The 19,564-nt window shown below is 69.2% G+C and carries 13 protein-coding genes; 8 read left to right on the forward strand and 5 right to left on the reverse strand.

Features of this window, described 5'->3' with window-relative positions; genetic code table 11:
- Position 1: 1 nt before the first annotated feature.
- Positions 2-790, reverse strand: coding sequence for an alpha/beta fold hydrolase (locus ACTWPB_RS14090; protein ID WP_446226084.1), 789 nt, complete (start codon positions 788-790; stop codon positions 2-4).
- A 115-nt stretch (positions 791-905) separates the two neighbouring features.
- Here ACTWPB_RS14090 and ACTWPB_RS14095 point away from each other — a divergent pair, with 115 nt between their 5' ends.
- The 4 genes from ACTWPB_RS14095 (at position 906) to nudC (ending at position 10,872) form a co-directional block, all read left to right on the forward strand.
- The gene (locus tag ACTWPB_RS14095) at positions 906-4,838 is read left to right on the forward strand and encodes an ATP-dependent helicase (RefSeq protein WP_446226342.1); all 3,933 of its coding nucleotides are present in this window, start codon (positions 906-908) and stop codon (positions 4,836-4,838) included.
- Positions 4,835-8,566: an ATP-dependent helicase gene (locus ACTWPB_RS14100; protein ID WP_446226085.1), complete on the forward strand. Its 3,732-nt coding sequence runs from the start codon at positions 4,835-4,837 to the stop codon at positions 8,564-8,566. The genes ACTWPB_RS14095 and ACTWPB_RS14100 overlap by 4 nt, the downstream gene beginning before the upstream one ends.
- A gap of 330 nt (positions 8,567-8,896) precedes the next feature.
- A complete protein-coding gene (locus ACTWPB_RS14105; protein ID WP_446226086.1) occupies positions 8,897-9,952 on the forward strand; it encodes a potassium channel family protein in 1,056 nt (351 codons plus the stop codon).
- Between the two features lie 26 nt (positions 9,953-9,978).
- The gene (gene nudC / locus ACTWPB_RS14110) at positions 9,979-10,872 is read left to right on the forward strand and encodes an NAD(+) diphosphatase (protein WP_446226343.1); all 894 of its coding nucleotides are present in this window, start codon (positions 9,979-9,981) and stop codon (positions 10,870-10,872) included.
- A gap of 9 nt (positions 10,873-10,881) precedes the next feature.
- Here the strand turns inward: nudC and ACTWPB_RS14115 are convergent, their stop codons facing one another.
- Complete coding sequence (locus ACTWPB_RS14115; protein ID WP_446226344.1) at positions 10,882-11,115, reverse strand: mycoredoxin; 234 nt, start codon at positions 11,113-11,115, stop codon at positions 10,882-10,884.
- 157 nt (positions 11,116-11,272) lie between these two features.
- On the opposite strand from ACTWPB_RS14115, the gene ACTWPB_RS14120 reads away from it, so the two are divergent.
- The 3 genes from ACTWPB_RS14120 to ACTWPB_RS14130 all read left to right on the forward strand — a co-directional run bounded on the left by ACTWPB_RS14120 (position 11,273) and on the right by ACTWPB_RS14130 (position 14,302).
- Positions 11,273-13,429: an ATP-dependent DNA helicase UvrD2 gene (locus ACTWPB_RS14120; protein WP_446226087.1), complete on the forward strand. Its 2,157-nt coding sequence runs from the start codon at positions 11,273-11,275 to the stop codon at positions 13,427-13,429.
- Between the two features lie 110 nt (positions 13,430-13,539).
- Positions 13,540-13,845, forward strand: coding sequence for a hypothetical protein (locus tag ACTWPB_RS14125; protein WP_446226088.1), 306 nt, complete (start codon positions 13,540-13,542; stop codon positions 13,843-13,845).
- 133 nt (positions 13,846-13,978) lie between these two features.
- On the forward strand, positions 13,979-14,302 hold the full coding sequence (locus tag ACTWPB_RS14130) for a WhiB family transcriptional regulator (protein ID WP_446226089.1): 324 nt from the start codon (positions 13,979-13,981) through the stop codon (positions 14,300-14,302).
- Between the two features lie 89 nt (positions 14,303-14,391).
- Here ACTWPB_RS14130 and ACTWPB_RS14135 read toward each other — a convergent pair whose 3' ends face one another.
- The 3 genes from ACTWPB_RS14135 to ACTWPB_RS14145 all read right to left on the reverse strand — a co-directional run bounded on the left by ACTWPB_RS14135 (position 14,392) and on the right by ACTWPB_RS14145 (position 18,340).
- Positions 14,392-15,741, reverse strand: a complete 1,350-nt coding sequence (locus ACTWPB_RS14135) for an ABC1 kinase family protein (protein ID WP_446226345.1) — start codon at positions 15,739-15,741, stop codon at positions 14,392-14,394.
- Complete coding sequence (locus ACTWPB_RS14140; RefSeq protein WP_446226090.1) at positions 15,741-16,679, reverse strand: TOMM precursor leader peptide-binding protein; 939 nt, start codon at positions 16,677-16,679, stop codon at positions 15,741-15,743. The genes ACTWPB_RS14135 and ACTWPB_RS14140 overlap by 1 nt, the downstream gene beginning before the upstream one ends.
- Positions 16,680-16,888: 209 nt before the next feature.
- Positions 16,889-18,340 (reverse strand): zinc-dependent metalloprotease, encoded by a 1,452-nt coding sequence (locus ACTWPB_RS14145; RefSeq protein ID WP_446226091.1) that lies wholly within the window; start codon positions 18,338-18,340, stop codon positions 16,889-16,891.
- A 129-nt stretch (positions 18,341-18,469) separates the two neighbouring features.
- Here ACTWPB_RS14145 and ACTWPB_RS14150 point away from each other — a divergent pair, with 129 nt between their 5' ends.
- Positions 18,470-19,495 (forward strand): YlbL family protein, encoded by a 1,026-nt coding sequence (locus ACTWPB_RS14150; protein WP_446226092.1) that lies wholly within the window; start codon positions 18,470-18,472, stop codon positions 19,493-19,495.
- Positions 19,496-19,564 lie beyond the last annotated feature (69 nt).

Below are 19,564 nucleotides of genomic sequence, written 5' to 3' on the forward strand. Positions count from 1 at the left end.
GCTACAGGACCGTGGCGATCAGCGCGGCGGTGTCGGCGGGGCGGGCTTGGGCGACCATGTGGTCACAGTCCCAGACCTCGGCGGTGAAGTTGTCGAGGTGGGCAGTGAGGGCGGCCAGGAACTCCGCGCTGACATACGGCGGCTGCACCTTGGCGGCGCGGACCAGCACCGTCGGCAGATCGGCGGGTGGCAGCACGAACCCTCGCGCCAGCTGACCCCAGTACGAGGTGATGGCGGGCTGGAAGATGCGCCAGCCGACCCGGCCACCCTCGGTCGGCACGAGATGCTCGGCCAACTCCCGCTCCAGGACCTCGGGAGCTACTTCGCCGGGTCCCCACGCACTGACCTGCTTGTCGGAGCGGGCCTCGGCGAGGTCGGTGTAATCGGGGGAGGCGAGATTGGCCAGGGCGATCTGCTCGATCAGTTTCGCGTCGATGCCGATGGCGGGATCGAGCAGGACGAGCGCGCGCACGAGGTCGGGGTGCTGCCGGGCCAGATGGATGCCGGTCGCGCCGCCGAAGGAATGGCCGACCACGACGACCTGGCCGTCGGTCTCGGCGCGCAGCAGCTGCGCGAGATCGTCGACGATCGTGTCGAAATCCCACGGCGGCAGCGAGGTGGAGCGGCCGTGTCCGCGCAGGTCGGGGGCGATGATCCTGGCCTGGGGCAGGTGCTCGTTTGCGAGGGTTTCCCACCGGTTGCCGTGGCCGGTGAGACCGTGCAGGGCGAGGACGGCGGGACCGTCGGCGGGGCCGAATCGGTGCACATGAAGCGACGACACAACTGCCATTCTGGCCGGTCGCGCCCGGTCGCGCAGCGTGTCCCCCCGGTAGGGGTGCGCCGGTGTGTCGGACTGGTCTGTTGCAATAGCCGATGTGGTGCGATCGGATAGCTCGGTGCGACTTGTGCGCCGGACAACGCGGGCGCCCCGGCCGCGGGCTTGGGGTGCGTCCGTTCGCGCGCTGTTCGCCGAGCAGGCCCAGCCCGCACCCCCGCGTCCGGGCTGGCGGCCATGGCAGGTGCTCGGCGGCCCGGGGACGGGCAAGACCGCGCTGCTCGTCGACCTGGTGACCGCCCGGATCGTCGACGGCGCCGACCCGGCGTCGGTGCTGGTCCTCACCCATACCAAGCACGCGGCCGCCGCGCTGCGCGATGCCATCACCCACCAGCTCGGCCCCGCCGCGGGCGGTATTCCGGGCGCGAGCCGCGAACCGATGGTGCGCACACTGCACTCCTACGCGTTCTCGGTGCTGCGCAGGCACGCGGAACTGCACGGTAATCCGCCGCCGCGGCTGCTCACCGGCGCGGAACAGGACGCGGTGCTCCGGGAGATGCTGCGCGGTGATCTCGCCGACATCGAAGACGGGGCGGGTGGCCTGTGGCCGCCGCGATTGCAGCCCGCACTGGCAGTGGGCGGGTTCGCCGAGCAACTGCGCGACCTGATGCTGCGCGCTACCGAGCGCGGGCTCGGCCCCGAGGAATTGATGGCGCTCGGCCGAGAACACGACAACGATGCGTGGGTGGCGGCCGGCCGGTTCTTCCAACGCTATGAACAGGCATCGATGCTGCGCTGGTCGGTCGGCGTCGCCGCACCCGAGGCCACCGCGCCCGCCCTCGATGCCGCGGAACTGGTCGGCGCGGCGCTCGACGCCCTGGCCGGTGACCGGAATCTGCTCGCCGCCGAACGCGATCGGATCCGCTACCTGCTCGTCGACGACGCACAGCACCTCGACCCGCAGGCAGCCACGCTCGTGCGTGCCATCGGCAGCGGCAGCGCGAGCACTGTCGTCACGGGCGACCCGGACCAGGCGGTCTTCACCTTCCGCGGCGCGGATTCGCACTTCCTCACCGACCTGGACACCGTCCCCCAGCGGCGAATCATCTTGCGCCACAACCACCGCAGCGGCGCACCGATTCGATTGGCGAGCGCCCGGATCGCCGCGAAGTTGCCGGGCAGCGCACGACACCGAGTACTGCCAGGACAGGAGAACGGCCGTCCCGAACCCGTCGAGACCAGGGGCAAGGCGGTAGCGGACGAAGCCGCGGAGCTCGAGGGTGACAACGATCTGTTCGAACGCGCAGACCGAATCGTTCGCGAGGTACCCGGCAGCGACGCTTCGGTGGGTCCGCGCAGTGGCGAATTATCGCAGCGGGCAACCACATCCGAGGATCTGCCGCCTGGCCGCGAATCAGCGGTAGGGCCGGGACCGCAGCATCGTTCGTCGGACGACGAGTCGGCGCAGTGGGTGCCGCCCGATGAACCGCCGCCGGACGACGAGCCCGATATGTGGCTGCCGCCCGATGAGCCGCCGCAGGTATGGCTGCCGCCTGAGGATCCGGCGCCCGTCGACGAGTCGAGTGTGCGGGTTCGGGTGTTGTCGACGCCCGCCAAGGAGGCGGCGCTGATCGCCGATCATCTCCGGCGCGCGCACCTCACCGATGGGGTGCCTTGGTCGGCGATGGCGGTCATCGTGCGGTCGGTGCCGTTGTCGTTGGCACCGCTGCGCCGGGCCTTGCTGGCGGCGGGGGTGCCGGTGCGCAGGCCCGCGGTGGCCGAACCGTTGGCGCGTCGGCGTGGCGCTGCGTGGATGGTGCTCGCGCTGCGGGTGCTGTTGGCGGGGGATTCGTCACGGCCGGGTTCGCGGCGGGCGATCGAGGCGATGTTCTCGCCCGACGATGCGATGGACCTGCTGTCCGGGCCGCTCGGGGGGGCCGACCAGATCGCGCTGCGCCGGTTGCGTCGTGGTGTGCGGCGCAGCGTGCTCGACCTGGAACGCACAGGTGCGCTCGCTGAGCCCATTGTCGATGGTGGCGACCAGTTCCTGCTGTGGGACGAGGCGGTGCCGCCGCCGGAAATGCCCGAGCCCGAACCGGATTCGATCGACGACGACTGGCTACCGCCGCCGGACCCAGCCGATCCGCTGCGACCGGAACCCGAACCGGATTGGGACCTCGCCGAACGCCTGCCCGACGACATCGACCTGCTGGATGTCGAGAATCCGCCTGCCGCGACCACAGTCACCGAACCTGCCCGCGCCGCGCCCGCACCGGCTGCGGTGCCGCTGATCGACCAGTCCTCGGCCGAGGTGCTGCGCGATCTGATCGTCGGTGTCGGTGAGCAGCGGTTGGTCGACGGACTCACCGAAGTCGAAGCGGCACCGTTGCGCCGGGTGCTGCGGGCCGTGGCGAAGGCGAAGGAAACGCAGGCAAGGGATCAGGGTCTCGAAGATGTGTTGTGGACACTGTGGACCAGTTCGCGGCTGGAGCGGCGCTGGTTCCGGCAGTCACGGCGTGGTGGCGCCGCGGGCATGCAGGCCGACCGTGACCTCGATGCCGCCGTCGAATTGTTCGACGCCGCAGCGGCTTACGTAGACCGGCTACCGAAGGCGAGCATCGACGGGTTCGTCGAATATCTACTGCACCAGCAACTTCCGCAGCAGGGTCGGCCGCTCACCGCCGAGGGTGAGGCGGTGACACTGCTCAGCGCGCACGCCGCGGCGGGCCGGGAATGGGACGTGGTGGCGGTGGCGGCCGTGCAGGAGGGCATCTGGCCCAACCCGCGCTCGCGGGGCACGCTGTTGCACACTGAGGATCTCGTCGACCTGGTCGCCGGGGTGGATCCGGGCGCGACCGTGAGCCGGGCCGCACCGATCCTGGCCGAGGAACGCAGGCTGCTGCTCGTGGCGTGCAGCCGTGCGCGGCGGTCATTGCTGGTCACGGCTGTCGAATCCGCTGCGGGAGACCAGGATCTGGTGCCATCGCGGTTTCTCACCGAACTCGTCGGCGACGACGACAGCGGTGAACCCGGCGCGCTGCCCGTCGCCGATCCTGGGCGTGCGCTGGTGATGCACGCGCTGGTCGCCGAACTGCGCGGGGCGGTGTGCGATCCCCGCGCCGACTCCGAGCGTCGCGACCGGGCCGCACGTCAGCTGGCCCGGCTCGCCGACGCGGGTGTGCCGGGTACCGACCCCGACGACTGGTACGGCACCGCCGAACTCAGCTCGCAGCGCGAACTCTGGGACGACGACGATTCGCCGATCGGGTTGTCACCCTCGACGGTCGAACTGCTGCGCACCTGTCCACTGCGATGGGCGCTGGAACGGCACGGCGGCACCGACGGCGACAACCCGCACGCCGTGAAGGGCAACCTCGTGCACACCCTCGTGCAGGCGCTGGCGGGCGATGTCCCCGAGGCGCAGGTGCGGGCGGCATTGGACCAGGCGTGGAGAACGGTCGACCCGGCCGACGGCTGGCATTCGCGACAGGAACTACGCCGCACCGAGACAATGCTGGAGACCTTCCTCGCCTGGGTGCGCACCACCCGCGGTGAGCTCACCCAGGCCGGGGTGGAGGTGCCGGTGGACTGCGTGTTGCCCGCGCGCGCGGAAGGCGCACGGGCCGTGCGTATTCGGGGGCGCATCGACCGGCTCGAACGGGATGCGCAGGGGCGCTTCGTCATTGTCGACGTGAAAACGGGCAAGACGCCGGTCAGTGAGAAGGCGGTGGCCGACCACGCTCAGCTGGCGACCTATCAGGTGGCGGCCGCGCACGGTGCCCTGGACGAGGAGGAGTCGGACGAGCCGACCCAGGTGGTCGACCCCGGTGGCGCGCGGCTGGTCTATGTCGCCAAATCGAACCGCAAGACCGGCGCGGCCGAACGGACACAGAGCGCACTCGACAGCGACGGACTCGACCAGTGGCGCACCACCATTCACGATGCCGCCGACGCGACGCGCGGGCCCGGCTATCTGGCGGTGCGCAATGACGGGTGCAGGCATTGCCCGGTCGCGGGCAGCTGCCCGGTGCAGGACACCGGACGGCAGGTGACCGACGAGTGAGCGGCGTGCGCGTCACCCCGCAGCGGTTGGCCGACGCGCTCGGCCTGCCACCCCCGACCGATGAGCAGTCGGCGGTGATCGCCGCGCCACCAGGGCCCACCCTGGTCGTCGCGGGCGCGGGCGCGGGCAAGACCGAGACGATGGCCGCGCGGGTGGTGTGGATGGTGGCCAACCAGCTGGTCGCCCCGGACGAGGTGCTCGGGCTGACCTTCACCCGGAAAGCCGCCCAGCAGCTGACCTCCCGTATCCGAACGCGGCTGGCACGGTTGGCGGGCGCGCCGCTGCTGCGCGAAATAGACCCCAGCGGCGCGTTGCGCACCATCGTCGCCGGGGCCGAGCCGGAGATCAGCACCTACCACTCGTATGCGGGCAGGCTGCTCACCGCGCACGGGCTGCTGCTGCCGGTGGAGCCCTCGGCGGCGCTGCTCACCCAGACCCAGCTGTGGCAGCTCGCGCACGAGGTGGTGCGGTCCTGGGACGGTGACCTCGACACCGACCGCACCCCGGTCTCGGTGACCGAGGCGGTGCTCGCCCTGTCCGGGCAGCTCGCCGAACACCTGGTGGAACCAGAGCAATTGGCCGAGGCGCACGCCGAGCTGGAGAAACTCGTCTACACGCTGCCCGCCGGTCCACGTCAACGCGGCGGACCGAGTCAGGCGCTGGTCGGCGTGGTGACCGCGCAACGTGAGCGCGTCGCCCTGTTGCCGCTGGTCCACCAGCTCGCCGAGGCCCTGAACCGCCGCGGCGCACTGGATTTCGGTTCCCAGATGTCGCTGGCCGCGCAGCTCGCCGTCGACCACCCGGAAGTCGCCGCCGCCGAACGCGCTCGATTCAAGCTGGTCCTGCTCGACGAATACCAGGACACCGGGCACGCCCAGCGCGTGCTGCTCTCGGCGCTGTTCGGCAATGCCGAAGCGGTGCAACAGGATCGGGCTCGGCATCCGGTGCGCATCCGGGGTGACACGCGGTCGGCCAGAGCCCACGAGTCCGACACCCTGTTCGCGGTGAATGAACGGGACTTGGTATCCCGGCAGGCACACCGGGGCGCTGCCGCAGGTCTGAGTGACCGGTCAGCCGCCGATACTGTGCCGAATGCCGTTGCGGGTGATCGCGATAAGTCAGTGATCGGCCCCGGCGGTGGTGTGGCAGGCGAATCCCGGGTGGGTCAGCGAGCTCTCGCGGTGACGGCAGTGGGCGACCCGATGCAATCCATCTACGGGTGGCGCGGTGCCTCGGCGGCCAACTTGCCGCGATTCGCCACCGACTTCCCCGTCGGCCCAGGGATTCGCGCGCCGATTCTGCCGCTGCTGACCAGTTGGCGCAATCCGCCCGAAGCGCTGGCATTGGCGAATCTGGTGGCCGATCCACTGCGGGCGCTCGCACGAGCGGGCGGCGGGGCGACGGTGGACGCCTTGCGGGCAAAACCCCAAGCGCATGCGGGCGTGGTGGAATTCGCGCTGACGGAAACCATTGCCCAGGAACGGGATTGGATCGCGGAGCGGATCGCGCGGGAGTGGGCCGCCAAGCGGGTGGCGCAGGAACCGCCGCCGACCTCAGCGGTCCTGATCCGTCGCAACGCCGATGCCGCGCCGGTGGCCGAGGCGCTGCGCGAGCAAGGGTTGCCGGTGGAGATCGTGGGACTCGGCGGGTTGCTGGCTACGCCCGAGGTCGCCGATATCGTGGCGACCCTGCGCCTGATCGCCGAGCCGGGCACCGGCAGCGCGGCGGTCCGGATCCTCACCGGCGCACGCTGGCGGATCGGCGTGGCCGACCTGGCCGCACTGTCTCAGCGGGCCCGGATGCTGTCGATCGGCAGTCTGCCCGGCGACGGCTCGGAGGCGATCACTGATGCCGCCGGTCTGGCGTCGGCCCTGCGTGCGGTGGCGCCGGAACCCACCGAACGTGCCGGGTTGGCCGACGCGATCGCCGATCCGGGCCTGCCCGAGCACTATTCAGAGGCCGGGTTCGCACGCATCACCGCGTTGAGCGAGGAACTGGCCGCGTTACGTGAACGCAGCGGGCAGCCGCTGGTCGAACTCGTCGCCGACGTCGAGCGCACCCTCGGTGTCGGCGTGGAGACTCAGGCCAGGCGCGCCATCGCGGGCGGGGGCGCAGGCCGCGAGCATCTGGATGCCTTCGCCGAGGTCGTGGCGGGGTACGCCGCTGATTCGCGCGCATCATTGAGTGGACTGCTCGCCTTCTTCACCGCGGCGGAATCGGTCGAGAACGGTTTGGAGCCGGGCGAAGTGGAGGTCGCGCGCGACCGGGTGCAGGTGCTCACCGTGCACGCGGCCAAGGGCCTGGAATGGGAGGTCGTCGCGGTCCCCCACGTGAGCGCCACTGTTTTCCCGTCGACCACCGCGCTGAGCACATGGCTCGGCGCGCTCGCCGAACTGCCGACCACCCTGCGTGGCGACCGCGCCCAACCCGACGCGGGCGAAGGGGTGCCGGTGCTCGATCTGAGCCGGGTAGGCGACCGCTCCGAACTCGAACGCGCGATCGCCGATCACAAGGACGCGCTCAAGAGCCGCCGACTCGACGAGGAACGACGCCTGTTCTACGTGGCGCTCACCAGAACCGAACGGGTCCTGCTGGTTTCGGCTTTCTACTGGCCCGAGACGGGCACCTCGCCGAAGGGGCCGTCGGAGTTCCTGCTCGAACTCAAACGGGCGGTCGAGGATCCCGTGGGCGAAGCGTTCGGTGCCGCGACCGTGGCCCGCTGGGATGATCAACCGCCACCGGACGCGGTGAACCCCTTTGCCGACAACCCGCCGACCGCCCAGTGGCCACGCGATCCGCTCGGCAACCGTCGCGACCCCATCGAACAGGGCGCCGCACTCGTGCGCGAGGCCCTCGACCGGTTACGTGGCGGGCCAACAGATCCCGACGATGCGCGAGGCACCCGAGAAGACCGAACCACCGGCATCGGATCCGAACACGCCGATGCGGACGGCGAGGCCGATGACGACGATCCGGAGGGCTGGATCAACGATGTCGACGCGCTGCTCGCCGAATTCACCGCGGCCGAACTCGCCGAACAGCAGGTGGAACTCCCTGGCCAACTCCCCGCCACCGCCTTGGTCGAACTACGCGCCGACCCGACCCGCCTCGCGGCTCGCCTGCGCCGCCCACTCCCGTACCCCCCGAACCCGATGGCACGGCGCGGCACCGCCTTTCACGCCTGGGTGCAGTCCTGGTTCGGCACCGAACAGCTGCTGGGCCTCGACGAACTACCCGGCGCCGCCGACAACACCACCGAAATGGGCCGCGCCGACCAGGAACTCGCCGCCATGCAGTCCGCCTTCCGCCGCTCACCGTGGGCGCACCGCAACCCCGTCGACGTGGAAGTGCCGTTCGAAACCAGCATCGCGGGCACGGTGATTCGTGGCCGGATGGATGCCGTGTTCGCCGAACCCGGTGGCCGCTGGATCGTGGTCGACTGGAAGACCGGCGCCGAACCCGGCCCCGCCGACGAGCCCGCCGTCGCCATGCAGCTGGCCGTCTACCGCCTCGCCTGGGCTCGCCTGATGGCCGCCCGCACCGGCGAGTCCGAGGACCGGATGCTCCAACGTGTCGGCGCCGCATTCCATTACATCCGCTCCGGCCGCACCATCGCCCCCGAGCAACTGGCAGGCCCAGCCGAACTCGAGCGCCTCATCCGCGACGCCGCACCGGAAAACGACGCCGCACCGGAAAACACCGACACCGATCCACACGAGACCGGCTGAGCCGATAGTCTTGCGATCGCCGAAGGACGACTTCCTGAGGCACAGGCCGAGAACGATGTGGCGCTAGCGTCAGTTCTCCGCCGCCTCGAACCGGACTGACCGAGGGGTTCCCGCGTCGCCTGACCGTTGTCAGCGTGACCAGGGAGTGCCTTAGCGAGGGAAGCTCGAGGTCGACTAGGCCGGTCACTTGGCGGCGCCAGCCGCCGGTTTTCGGCCGCCTTGATCTGGACTGACCGAAGGGTGCGACGAAGGAGTGCCCGTAGGGAGGGAAGATCAAGGTTCCCAGGCCGAAAACACGCGGCGCCAGCCGCCAAAAATACAGGAGCAGGCATGTTCGGTGACACGCGCAACCCGGTGGGGTTGAGCAGCAGTCCCGACTACGCCTTGGTCGGTCTGTTGCGGATCCCGGCGGTGCAGTCCAGCCCGTGGGTTTCGCTCACTCGTCGCGTGCTTTTCGCGATCGCGCTGCTGTTCACCGCCGCGACAGTGGTCTATCTCGGCAGGCACGGTTATCGCGACAACACCGGCGACGAGCTGTCGTTCCTGGACGCGATGTACTACGCGACGGTGTCGCTGTCGACCACCGGTTACGGCGACATTGCCCCGGTGACCCCGTCGGCACGGTTGGTGAACATCATCGTCATCACCCCACTGCGCGTCCTGTTCCTCATCGTGTTGGTCGGTACCACTCTCGGCGTGCTGACCGAACGGTCGCGGCAGGCATTCAAGATTCAGCGATGGAGGCACACCGTGCGTAATCACACCGTCGTCGTCGGCTACGGCACCAAGGGCCGCACCGCGATCGATGCGATGGTCGGTGACGGGATTCAGGTGTCCGACATCGTGGTGGTCGATACCGACCCTGTCGCGCTCGAGGCCGCCGCCGCCGCGGGGCTGGTCACCGTGCACGGTTCGGCGACCAAATCCGATGTGCTTCGCCTGACGGGCGTGCAGCGCGCCTCCGCGGTCGTCGTCGCCACCAATCGCGATGACACCGCCGTGCTGGTGACGCTCACCGCGCGCGAACTGAACAAGACGGCCAAGATCTCGGTGGCCATCCGTGAAGCGGAGAACACCCACCTGGTCCGTCAGTCCGGCGCCGACTCGGTGGTGGTGTCCTCGGAGACCGCGGGTCGGCTGCTCGGTATCGCCACCACCACACCGACGGTCGTGGAGATGATGGAGGATCTGCTCACGCCCGAGCAGGGCTTCGCCGTCGCCGAGCGCGAGGTGGAGGCAAGCGAAGTGGGCGGATCACCACGCCATCTCAGCGACATCGTGCTCGGTGTGGTGCGCAACGGCGCGCTGATCCGGGTCGGCGAACCCGAGGTCGACGCCCTCGACGCGGGCGACAAACTGCTCTACATCCGCCGCGCCGGAAAGTAGTCGCCTCGGCGCCCACTATGCTCGGCATCGTGTCGTTCCGGCTGAAAAGCGTTCCGCTGCTGTCACGTTCCACCATCGACCGGGCCGAGCACGCCCGGCTCGATCCCGGCGCCCTGCGCGAAGGGTGGGGGAAAGCGAAGATTCTGCGGATCGACCCGCGCGGGAAAGTGCGGGTGGAGGACGGCAAGATCGTCTTCGATGCGGCCGTTTCGGTGGCCGAGGAGCCCGGCGCAGGCGCGGTCTTCCTCGGTATCGTCGATGGCAGTCACCTCTGGGCGGTTCGCGCGCACGACCTCGACGGCACGCTGCAGGATCTGCGGACGCTCGGTGCCGTCGACGACTTCACCGCGGAGCTACTGTCCACCGCGTACGCGCTGCTCAACTGGCACGATCGGGCCGGATTTCACGGTGGCGACGGCACGGCGACCACGTCGGCGCGCGGCGGTTGGTCGCGGCTGACCGCAACGGGTGAGGAAGAGTTCCCGCGGATCGACCCGGCGGTGATCTGCCTGGTCCACGACGGTGCCGATCGCGTGCTGCTCGCCCGTCAGCACAGCTGGCCGGAGACGATGTTCTCGCTGCTGGCCGGCTTCGTCGAAGTGGGCGAATCGCTGGAGCACTGCGTGGAACGGGAGGTCCGCGAGGAGGTCGGCGTCGACCTGCGCGACATCCACTACCTCGGCAGCCAGCCGTGGCCGTTCCCGCGCTCGCTGATGGTCGGCTTCGCCGCGGTCGGCGATCCCGCCCAGGAACTCGTGTTCTCCGATGGCGAGATCGCCGAAGCGCAGTGGTTCACCCGCGACGAGGTCCGCGCCGCCTTGCAGGTCGGCGACTGGTCGGCGCGGGAACCCGGCGCACGGCTGCTCGTCCCCGGATCCATCTCGATCGCGCGATCGATCATCGAGTCCTGGGCGGACTGACTCGGCGAATCAGGCCTGCTGGGCGGCCAATGCCTGCTTGACCGCGGCCAGCGACGGGTTGGTCGCGGTGGAGCCATCGCGGTACGCGATCGTCGGTACGACGTGGTTGCCGTTGTTGACGCTGCCGACGAACTCGGCCGAAGCGGGATCGTCCTCGATATCGATCACCGAGTAGGTGATGCCCGCCTCGTCGAGCTGGGTCCGCAGGCGCCGGCAGTAGCCGCACCACGTGGTCGAGTACATCGTCAGATCTGGGGTTGCTTCAGTCACGCGATGTGCAACGTCGAGAGGTGGCTCGGTGTTCCTTGCCCGATCCGGGACCGACGGGTGACGGCGCGCGATCGCGCGATCGGGCCGTGGGATCGTTGGGCGTCGCGGCAAGTTGTCGGGAGGCGCTGTCATGATGGTGCGCGTGCCAGCACTCGATCTCACCGCCCTCGACCCGGAGCAGGCCGCCGCGGTGCGGGCACCGCGGGGGCCGGTCTGTGTGCTCGCCGGTGCGGGCACCGGTAAGACCAGGACGATCACGCATCGGATCGCGCATCTGATCGCGGGTGGGCATGTGAAGGCCGACCAGGTGCTCGCGGTGACCTTCACGGCACGGGCGGCGGGAGAGATGCGCAATCGGTTGCGCACGATGGGGCTCGGGGGCGACGCCGGACAGGTGCAGGCGCGCACCTTTCACGCCGCGGCGCTGCGGCAGCTGCGGTATTTCTGGCCGCAGGTGGTGGGTGATGTGCCGTGGCGATTGCTCGACAGCAAGTTCCCTGTGGTCTCGCAGGCCGCGCAGCGGGCGGGGCTGCGCGCCTCCACCGAAATGGTGCGCGACCTGCTCAGCGAGATCGAATGGGCCAAGGCCTCCCTGATCGCGCCAGAGGACTATCCGGCCGCTGCCGCCAGGCATCATCGCGACGCGCCGGTCGAGGTGGCCAAAGTCGCCGAGGTGTATCAGGGCTACGAATCCGCGAAAGCCTCCGCCGACGGCCTGCTGCTCGACTTCGACGACCTGCTCCTGCACACCGCGGCCGCGCTCGAGGACTACCCGGCCGTCGCCGACGAGTTCCGCGGTCGCTATCGCAGTTTCGTCGTCGACGAATACCAGGACGTCACGCCGCTGCAGCAGCGGGTGCTCGACGCGTGGCTGGGCGAGCGCGACGACCTCACCGTCGTCGGCGACGCGAACCAGACCATCTACTCGTTCACCGGCGCCACCCCGTCCTACCTGCTCGACTTCTCCCGGCGCTTCCCCGACGCCACCGTGGTCCGGCTCGAACGCGACTACCGGTCGACACCCCAGGTGGTGTCGCTGGCCAATCAGGTCATCGGTGCCGCACGCGGCCGCATCGCGGGCACCCGCCTGGCACTGATCGGCCAGCGCCCGGCGGGTCCCGAACCGGAATTCGCCGAGTACGCCGATGCGCAGGCCGAGGCCGTTGCCGTCGCCGGGCAGATCGAGAAACTGATCGCCGCCGGGACACCGGCTGCCGAGATCGCGGTGCTGTACCGGACCAACGCGCTGTCGGAACCGTTCGAACAGGTGCTCGGTGCGCGCGAGATCCCGTTCCAGGTGCGCGGTGGCGAGGGGTTCTTCCACCGTCAGGAGGTACGGCAGGCGGTGTCGGCGTTGCGTCAGGCCGACGCGCGCGACGACCTGCCCGACGAGGCCCGCAGTGGCTCGTCGCTGATCACGCTTGTCCGCGCCGCGTTGGCACCGGTCGGGCTCACCGCGGAGGAACCCGCGGGCGCGCAGGCGAAGGAACGGTGGTCCTCGCTGCTGGCGCTGGTGCAGCTCACCGAGGAACTGGTCAGCCATGACGACGAGATGGACCTCACCGCGCTGCTGCGCGAGCTCGCGACCCGCGCCGAGGCCAAGCATCCGCCGACCGTCGACGGCGTCACCCTGGCGTCGCTGCACGCGGCGAAGGGCCTGGAATGGGACGCGGTGTTCCTGGCCGGGCTCACCGACGGCACGCTGCCGATCTTCCATGTGCTCGGCAAGAAGAACGGGCCGGTCGACGAAGCGGGCCTGGAAGAGGAGCGACGGCTGCTCTACGTCGGTGTCACGCGGGCACGCGAACATCTGAGCCTGTCGTGGACCCAGCGGCGACTGCAAGCGGGCGGAGACTATCGGCCGGTGACCAGGTCGCGGTTCCTCAACGGGCTGATTCCGGACAGTTCTTCGGCCTCGCGGATCGCCGTCGAAGTCCCGGCCAAGGCCGACGCCCCACGTCCGCTGTGCCGGGTCTGCCTCAAGCCGTTGATCGGCACCTATGCCACCATGCTCGGCCGCTGCAGGCGCTGCCCGGGCGAGGTCGACCCGCAATTGCTCGAGGCGCTGAAGGAATGGCGAGCCGAGAAGGCCGAGGCCCTGCAGCGGCGCGACTTCGTGGTCTTCACCGACACCACCCTCACCGCCATCGCCGAACAGCTACCCGCCGACGACGCCGCGCTGGCGGCCATCGCGGGGATCGGCGCGAAGAAGATCGAATCCTACGGCGCCGACGTGCTCGCCATCGTCGCATCACGGGTGCGGGCAACGACACAAAACCCCAGGTAGAAAATAAGTTGTTAGGTTCTCGATCATTGCCTATGGTGGAGAACACGCACCGAGAGTGATCCCGGTGCGCGGTAATTGTTCACACACGAGTTCAGGAGGGAGGCAGACACATGAACACGAACACGAACACCACGTTCGATGCGATGAGCAATCGCGTCCTGGTGAACGCATTTGTCATGTCCGCCTCCCGGGGGGTCCTCGCTCTGCAGGGGACCGGCCTGTCCGGCGGCGATGCCAAAGCTTCCATTCATCTCCTCCAGGACAAGCCCAGCGTGGGTTGGCAGCCGACCGCCGTTTCGGCACCGGCAGCAATCGCCGAGGAAACCGGTTACGCACCGGAGTTCACCGGCGCAATCCGCCTCCGCGTCCACCCAGCGACCGTGATCAGGTCTCGACAGGAATGTCGAACTAGGTAGGGAAACCTCCCAGACCTCCTGGCCACGGATCGCGCGAAGCGAAATCCGTGGCCATTTTTTTTCGGCTCCTCAGCCGTAGGCACCGGGTTCGCACACCGAACATTCGACTGCAAACGAGCTGAAGGAGAACGACGTGTTCACCGCCCAGGACTGGCCGACGGCCACTACTGACGTGACATGCCGAACCGTGGCGCAGACCCCTCGCGTGCGTGAGGCCACCTTGACTCTGCCCTGTAGGGGCGGAAACCCCGATCTGTGGTTCGCCGAGAGCCCCACCGATCTCGAGCAGGCCAAGGAACTGTGCGCGGCCTGCCCGATCCGCAAGGGCTGCCTGACCGCGGCCATCGATCGTGCCGAGCCGTGGGGCGTGTGGGGCGGTGAGATCTTCGACCAGGGTGTCGTGATCGCCCGCAAGCGCCCCCGCGGTCGCCCGCGCAAGGTCGCGATCATGGCATGAACCCGGGAAAAGGGTTGTACCGCAAGCGAACCGCTCACCTCGTCATGGTGAGCGGTTCGTTTTGCGTTGTGGGGATGTGTGTTCGACGCCTACGAGGCTTGTTCGGCGCGGAAGCCCGGCACCCAGGTGCGAACCAGGTTCATGAAACCGAGGTCCGCGTCGAGCTGGGCGAGGATGCCGACCGAACCACCGAGCACCCGGAAGACGGTGAGGTACTCGGCCGGAAGTTGCAGGGCGCGAGCAGTTTTCATCTCGGGGCTGGAGAAATCGGAGGCCTTGCCCGCTACCCGCTGCATCCACGTGCGGGTGAAGTGGAACGTGTCGGTGCGAATCGGGTCGCTGAACGGGCGCAGGTACGCCTCGATCTCGGTGTGGGTCACCACACGTCCCGGAATGACCCAGCCGTGCTCGTAGAGCAGCTCGGTGAGCGCCGCGTGGTCGTCGGCGACAGCGAGGGCCAGCATTCGGCCCAGGATCTCCGGGAAGCCATCCGGCATCGGCGCGCAGGCGCCGAAGTCGAGCACGGCCAGGGTGCCGTCGGCGCGCACCAGGAAATTGCCGGGGTGTGGGTCGCCGTGCAGCAGGCCGACCAGTTCGGGTGAGCTGAAGTGGAAGGTCCCCATCAGCTCGGCGATCCGGTTGCGCTGCGCCAAGGTGCCCTCGGGATCCTCGGCGCCCGCCTTGATCAGCGCCGATACCGGGGTGCCGTCGAGCCACTCGGTGACGATCACCTTCGGGGCGCCCGCCACCACCTTCGGGACCGTGATGGTGGGGTGCCCCTCGAACGCGGCGGCGAAGCGGCGCTGGTTGGCGGCCTCGATGCGGTAGTCGAGTTCTTCCTCGGTGCGTTCGGTGATCTCGGCGAGCAGCGGCTTCACATCGGCACCGGGGATCACCGACGACAGCAGTCCGGTCATCCGGGACAGCGTTTTCAGATCGGCCCGCAGCGCGTCGTCGGCTCCGGGATATTGCACCTTCACCGCCACCGCGCGCCCGTCGGACCACACCGCACGATGCACCTGGCCGATACTGGCCGAGGCGGCCGGGGCGTCGTCGAAGGACGTGAAGCGTTCCCGCCACTTGGTGCCCAGCTGCTGGTCGAGCACGCGGTGCACCGTCTCCGCAGGCATCGGCGGTGCCGCGGCCTGCAGCTTGGTCAGCGCTTCGCGATAGTGCTCGCCGAACTCCTCCGGGACGGCGGCCTCCATCACACTCAGCGCCTGCCCGAACTTCATCGCTCCGCCCTTGAGTTCACCGAGCACGGTGAACAACTGCTCGGCGGCTTTCTGGTTCAGATTCGCGTTGATCTGCTTCTTGTCACCGCCGACGAGCTTCTTGCCGAACCCGACAGCGGCTCGTCCGGCGATGCCGAGGGGAATCTTGGCCAGCTTGGCATTGCGGCTGGAACTGCGGCGCACGATCTCGGACACGGTACCCATCATGGCTGAACCCGCGGGGTGTGTGCCATGGGAATGCTCACACCGGCCGATCCGGCGCCGGTCACCGGGGAGGTTCCCGGCGTACGTGCGGTCATCTTCCGGCACCCGCATTCCTGATGCGGTAGCCATGGCCGGCGCTGGATCTCGTGGGTATCGAGGTCCAATTCCACGGTGGCGTCGAGTGTGCGCGGTGCCCGCCGCGGTGAGCAGGCCACAATCGCCTCCAGTTCGCGCAGTGCCAGCGCGGTGGTCGCCGCGATGCCCGCGGGGGAGGCGTGTCCGGTGCGGCCGAGCAGCTGGGCGGCCAGATGCGGCCAGTCGGTATCGAATCCGGCCCGGGTCAGATCGGCGCAGCGCAGGCAGCTGGTCTCGCCGGGCAGCACGAGCGGGCCGACCACGCCGACCCCGTCGCGGACTCGCACCTGCAGGTGCGGCACCCGGCGCACCACCAGATCCACCGACAGTCCCGGATCGATCATCAACGCGTCGGTGAGCACCACCAGATCGCCCGTGGCGGCGCCTACCGCAGTGCCGGGCCGGTACTCGCGCGAGCGGGTCGGCCGAAAACCCATGCGCCGCAATCCGATCGCCACGGCATCGGAGAGCGGACCGAGTCCGTGCACCGTGATGCCGCGGATCTTGCCCCGTGTGGGTTCGGGTTCGAGCAGCAGGCCCGCGCGCTCGATCGCGGCGAGCATGCCCATGGTGCGGTCGGGGCTGATACCGAATTCGCCCGCACGCCAGATGATCTGGGGCCGCGATTGCAGGCCGTCGAGCAGGCGAAGGAAGGCGAGCACGGTTCCGGTGTCGTGGTCGGTGGTTTCCAGGAGCAGTGCGCGTTCGGGGTCCCAGCCGAGTTGGACCGTGCCGGACGGGCGAACCAGGGTGGTCACTCGCGGGTGGAGCATCGGGCCGCGCAATGGGGAGGTGGTCGTCATGCCAGAAGTATCGGTACCCGGCGGGCGCGCACGGTGCGCCGAAAGTGTAGTTATCCACAGGCTTTCGGCGTGTCGGCCCGTGGATCTCGAATTGTGAACAGCCGCTGTACGGCGGGTCGTCGCCGTGTTTTCCGGCGAACGTCAGCCGCGGAACCGTGTTGCGCCACCGAGATCGGAAATTTTCTCACCGACCTCGGTGGCGATGCGGATCAGGACTTGCCGGTGCCGGAATCGCCCTCGTCACGCGGGGTTTCGTCGGGATCGGTCTCCTCGGCCTTGGCTTTGCCGAGATCGGCCGCGTCGCGTTCGCGCGCCTCGGTCTCGGCGAGCTGGGCCAGCGGGTCGTCGAAAGCGCCTGTGCTGCCACCGATAATGGAGTCGATGAAACCGGCAGGTGAGTCGAGATCGGTGGAATCGGGCAGCAGATCGGGGTGTTCCCACACCTTGTCGCGCCGCTCCATCCCGACATCGGTGGTCAGCCGCCGCCACAGCGCCGAGGCCTCACGCACCTTGCGCGGCCGCAACTCGAGTCCGACGAGCGTGGCGAACGTCTGTTCGGCGGGCCCACCGGTCGCCCGGCGGCGACGCAGCGTCTCCGACAGCGCGCCCGCGCCCGGCAGACGCTCACCCACCGCATCGGTGACCACGACATCGACCCAGCCCTCGATCAGCGCCAGCAGGGTCTCCAGGCGCTCGAGCGCCTGCTTCTGCTCGGGCGTGGTCCGCGGCTCGAACGTGCCCTGGGAGAGCAGTTCCTCCAGCTTCGACGGGTCGCTCAGCGACATCGGGTCGATACCCTGCGCGGCTTCCTCGATCGCGGAGAAGTCCATCTTGATGCCGCGCGCGTAGTCCTCGACGGCGCCGAGCACCTGCTGACGCAGCCACGGCACATGCGCGAAAAGCCGCTGGTGGGCGGTCTCACGCGCCGCCAGGAAGACCATGATCTCGCTCTCGGGCTGTTCGAGCCCCTCGCTGAACGCCGCGATAGCGGTCGGCAGCAGCGCCGCGGTACCGGCCGGGCCGAGCGGCAGACCGATATCGGTGGAGGTCAGCACCTCTTTGGCCAGCTGGCCGAGTGCCTGACCGAGCTGGGAACCGAACGCCAGCCCGCCCATCTGGCCGAGCATGCCGACCATCGGCCCGGCGAACTGCTTGGCTTCCTCGGGCAGCTGCGCTGTCCACATGCCCGAGATCTGCTCGGCCACCGGATCGCACAGGCGCTTCCAGGTGGGCAAGGTCTCTTCGATCCAGTCGTTCGGGGTCCACGCGACCGTCTTGGTGGCGCCCGCGGGCAGCACGGTGGCGCCGTCGAGCCACAGCTCGGCCAGGTGCGCCGCGTCGGTCACCGCGGTGGTGGTGCCCGCGGCGATGGGGGCGATGGTGGAGCCGAGTTGCTGGCGGGCCAGTCGCTTGGCGACGTCGTAGTTGACCGGGCCGGACTGCGTGCCGCCGGGACCCATGCCCTGGCCCATGCCACTGATCATCTGCCCGAGCTGGCTCAGCATCTGGCCCAGCTGTGACGGATCGAACCCGCCCGCGCCGCCTGCACCGCCCGCTCCGAATCCGAACGGATCGTTTCCGCCGGGTCCGTTGCCCTCGTCGCGACGCTTGCGGGAATCGTCGTCGTCGCCGGTCGAGAAGCCGAAGGGGAGATCGCTCATACCTCTTACGTTACGCGGGACCCTGGGGCCCACGGTGTTCGCGCATCGCGAAATCGCGGCGGCATCGGCCGCGCCGCAAAAGCGTGCCACTACCGTCGGTCGCGGTTGCTGATCACTACTGTGGTCCGAGTGAATCGTCGGATCCTCACCCTGATCGTCGCCCTCGTCCCTGTACTCGTGCTCGGCGTGGCCGGCAGCGTGGTCACCGTGCCGTTCGTCGCCCTCGGCCCCGGCCCTACCTTCGACACCCTCGGCCAGGTCGAGGGCAAGCAGGTGGTCGATGTCACCGGCGCACCATTGGATCCCACGAGCGGGCACCTCAATATGACGACCGTGTCGGTGCGCGACGGGCTGAACCTGTTCGAGGCGTTCGGGTTCTGGGTCAGCGGTGAGCACGGCCTCGTGCCGCGCGCCGAGGTGTACCCGCCCGGCGTGTCGCGCGAGGAGGTCGACAAGTCCAATCAGCAGGACTTCAAGGATTCCGAGAGCGATGCCGAGGTCGCCGCGCTGCACTACCTGAAGATGCCGACCGTCGTGCTGGTCCGCGGACTCGGTGAAGAGGGTCCGGCCAAGGGCGTGCTCGACGTCGGCGACGAGCTGATCAGCATCGACGGCACCCCGATCACCACGCCCAAGGACGTGATCGACATCGTCGGCACCAAGGCTCCCGGCGCGACCATCAGCGTGGTCTACCGTCGCGGCGACGCCGAGCAGACCAGCCAGATCACCCTGGCGCCCCGTCCCGATGACGACGCAAGGGGCTACCTCGGCATCACCCCCGGCGAAGGTGGACGTCCGCCGCTGCAGGTCGAGTTCAACCTCGCCGATATCGGCGGGCCGTCGGCCGGGCTGATGTTCAGCCTGTCGCTGATCGACAAGCTCTCGCCGGGCGAACTCAACGGCGGCAGGTTCGTCGCGGGCACCGGCACCATCGACGAGGACGGCAAGGTCGGCCCGATCGGTGGCATCCAGTACAAGATGATCGCGGCGCGCGAGGCAGGCGCGGAAACGTTCCTCGTCCCCGCCGACAACTGCAACGAAGCCGCTCAGCGGGCTCCCGAGGGCCTGCGATTGGTGAAGGTCGACACCCTCGACAGCGCGATCGCCGGACTGGCCGAGATCAACGCGGGCCGCGAGGCGATCGGCTGCGGTTGATCTTGGCGGCTGGCGCCGCGGTTCTCGGCGCTGAACTCCACCTCTTCCCTCCCTACGGGTACTCCTTCG

It is taken from the genome of Nocardia sp. IBHARD005 (assembly GCF_052814245.1).

What these genes read in the sequence shown, in the direction of transcription:
- ACTWPB_RS14125 (WP_446226088.1), top strand. Translation starts at nt 13,540, where the DNA reads ATGAACACGAACACGAACACCACGTTCGATGCGATGAGCAATCGCGTC.
- ACTWPB_RS14115 (WP_446226344.1), bottom strand. Translation starts at nt 11,115, where the DNA reads ATGTACTCGACCACGTGGTGCGGCTACTGCCGGCGCCTGCGGACCCAG.
- ACTWPB_RS14090 (WP_446226084.1), bottom strand. Translation starts at nt 790, where the DNA reads ATGGCAGTTGTGTCGTCGCTTCATGTGCACCGATTCGGCCCCGCCGAC.
- ACTWPB_RS14140 (WP_446226090.1), bottom strand. Translation starts at nt 16,679, where the DNA reads ATGACGACCACCTCCCCATTGCGCGGCCCGATGCTCCACCCGCGAGTG.
- ACTWPB_RS14135 (WP_446226345.1), bottom strand. Translation starts at nt 15,741, where the DNA reads ATGGGTACCGTGTCCGAGATCGTGCGCCGCAGTTCCAGCCGCAATGCC.
- ACTWPB_RS14145 (WP_446226091.1), bottom strand. Translation starts at nt 18,340, where the DNA reads ATGAGCGATCTCCCCTTCGGCTTCTCGACCGGCGACGACGACGATTCC.
- ACTWPB_RS14120 (WP_446226087.1), top strand. Translation starts at nt 11,273, where the DNA reads ATGATGGTGCGCGTGCCAGCACTCGATCTCACCGCCCTCGACCCGGAG.
- ACTWPB_RS14105 (WP_446226086.1), top strand. Translation starts at nt 8,897, where the DNA reads ATGTTCGGTGACACGCGCAACCCGGTGGGGTTGAGCAGCAGTCCCGAC.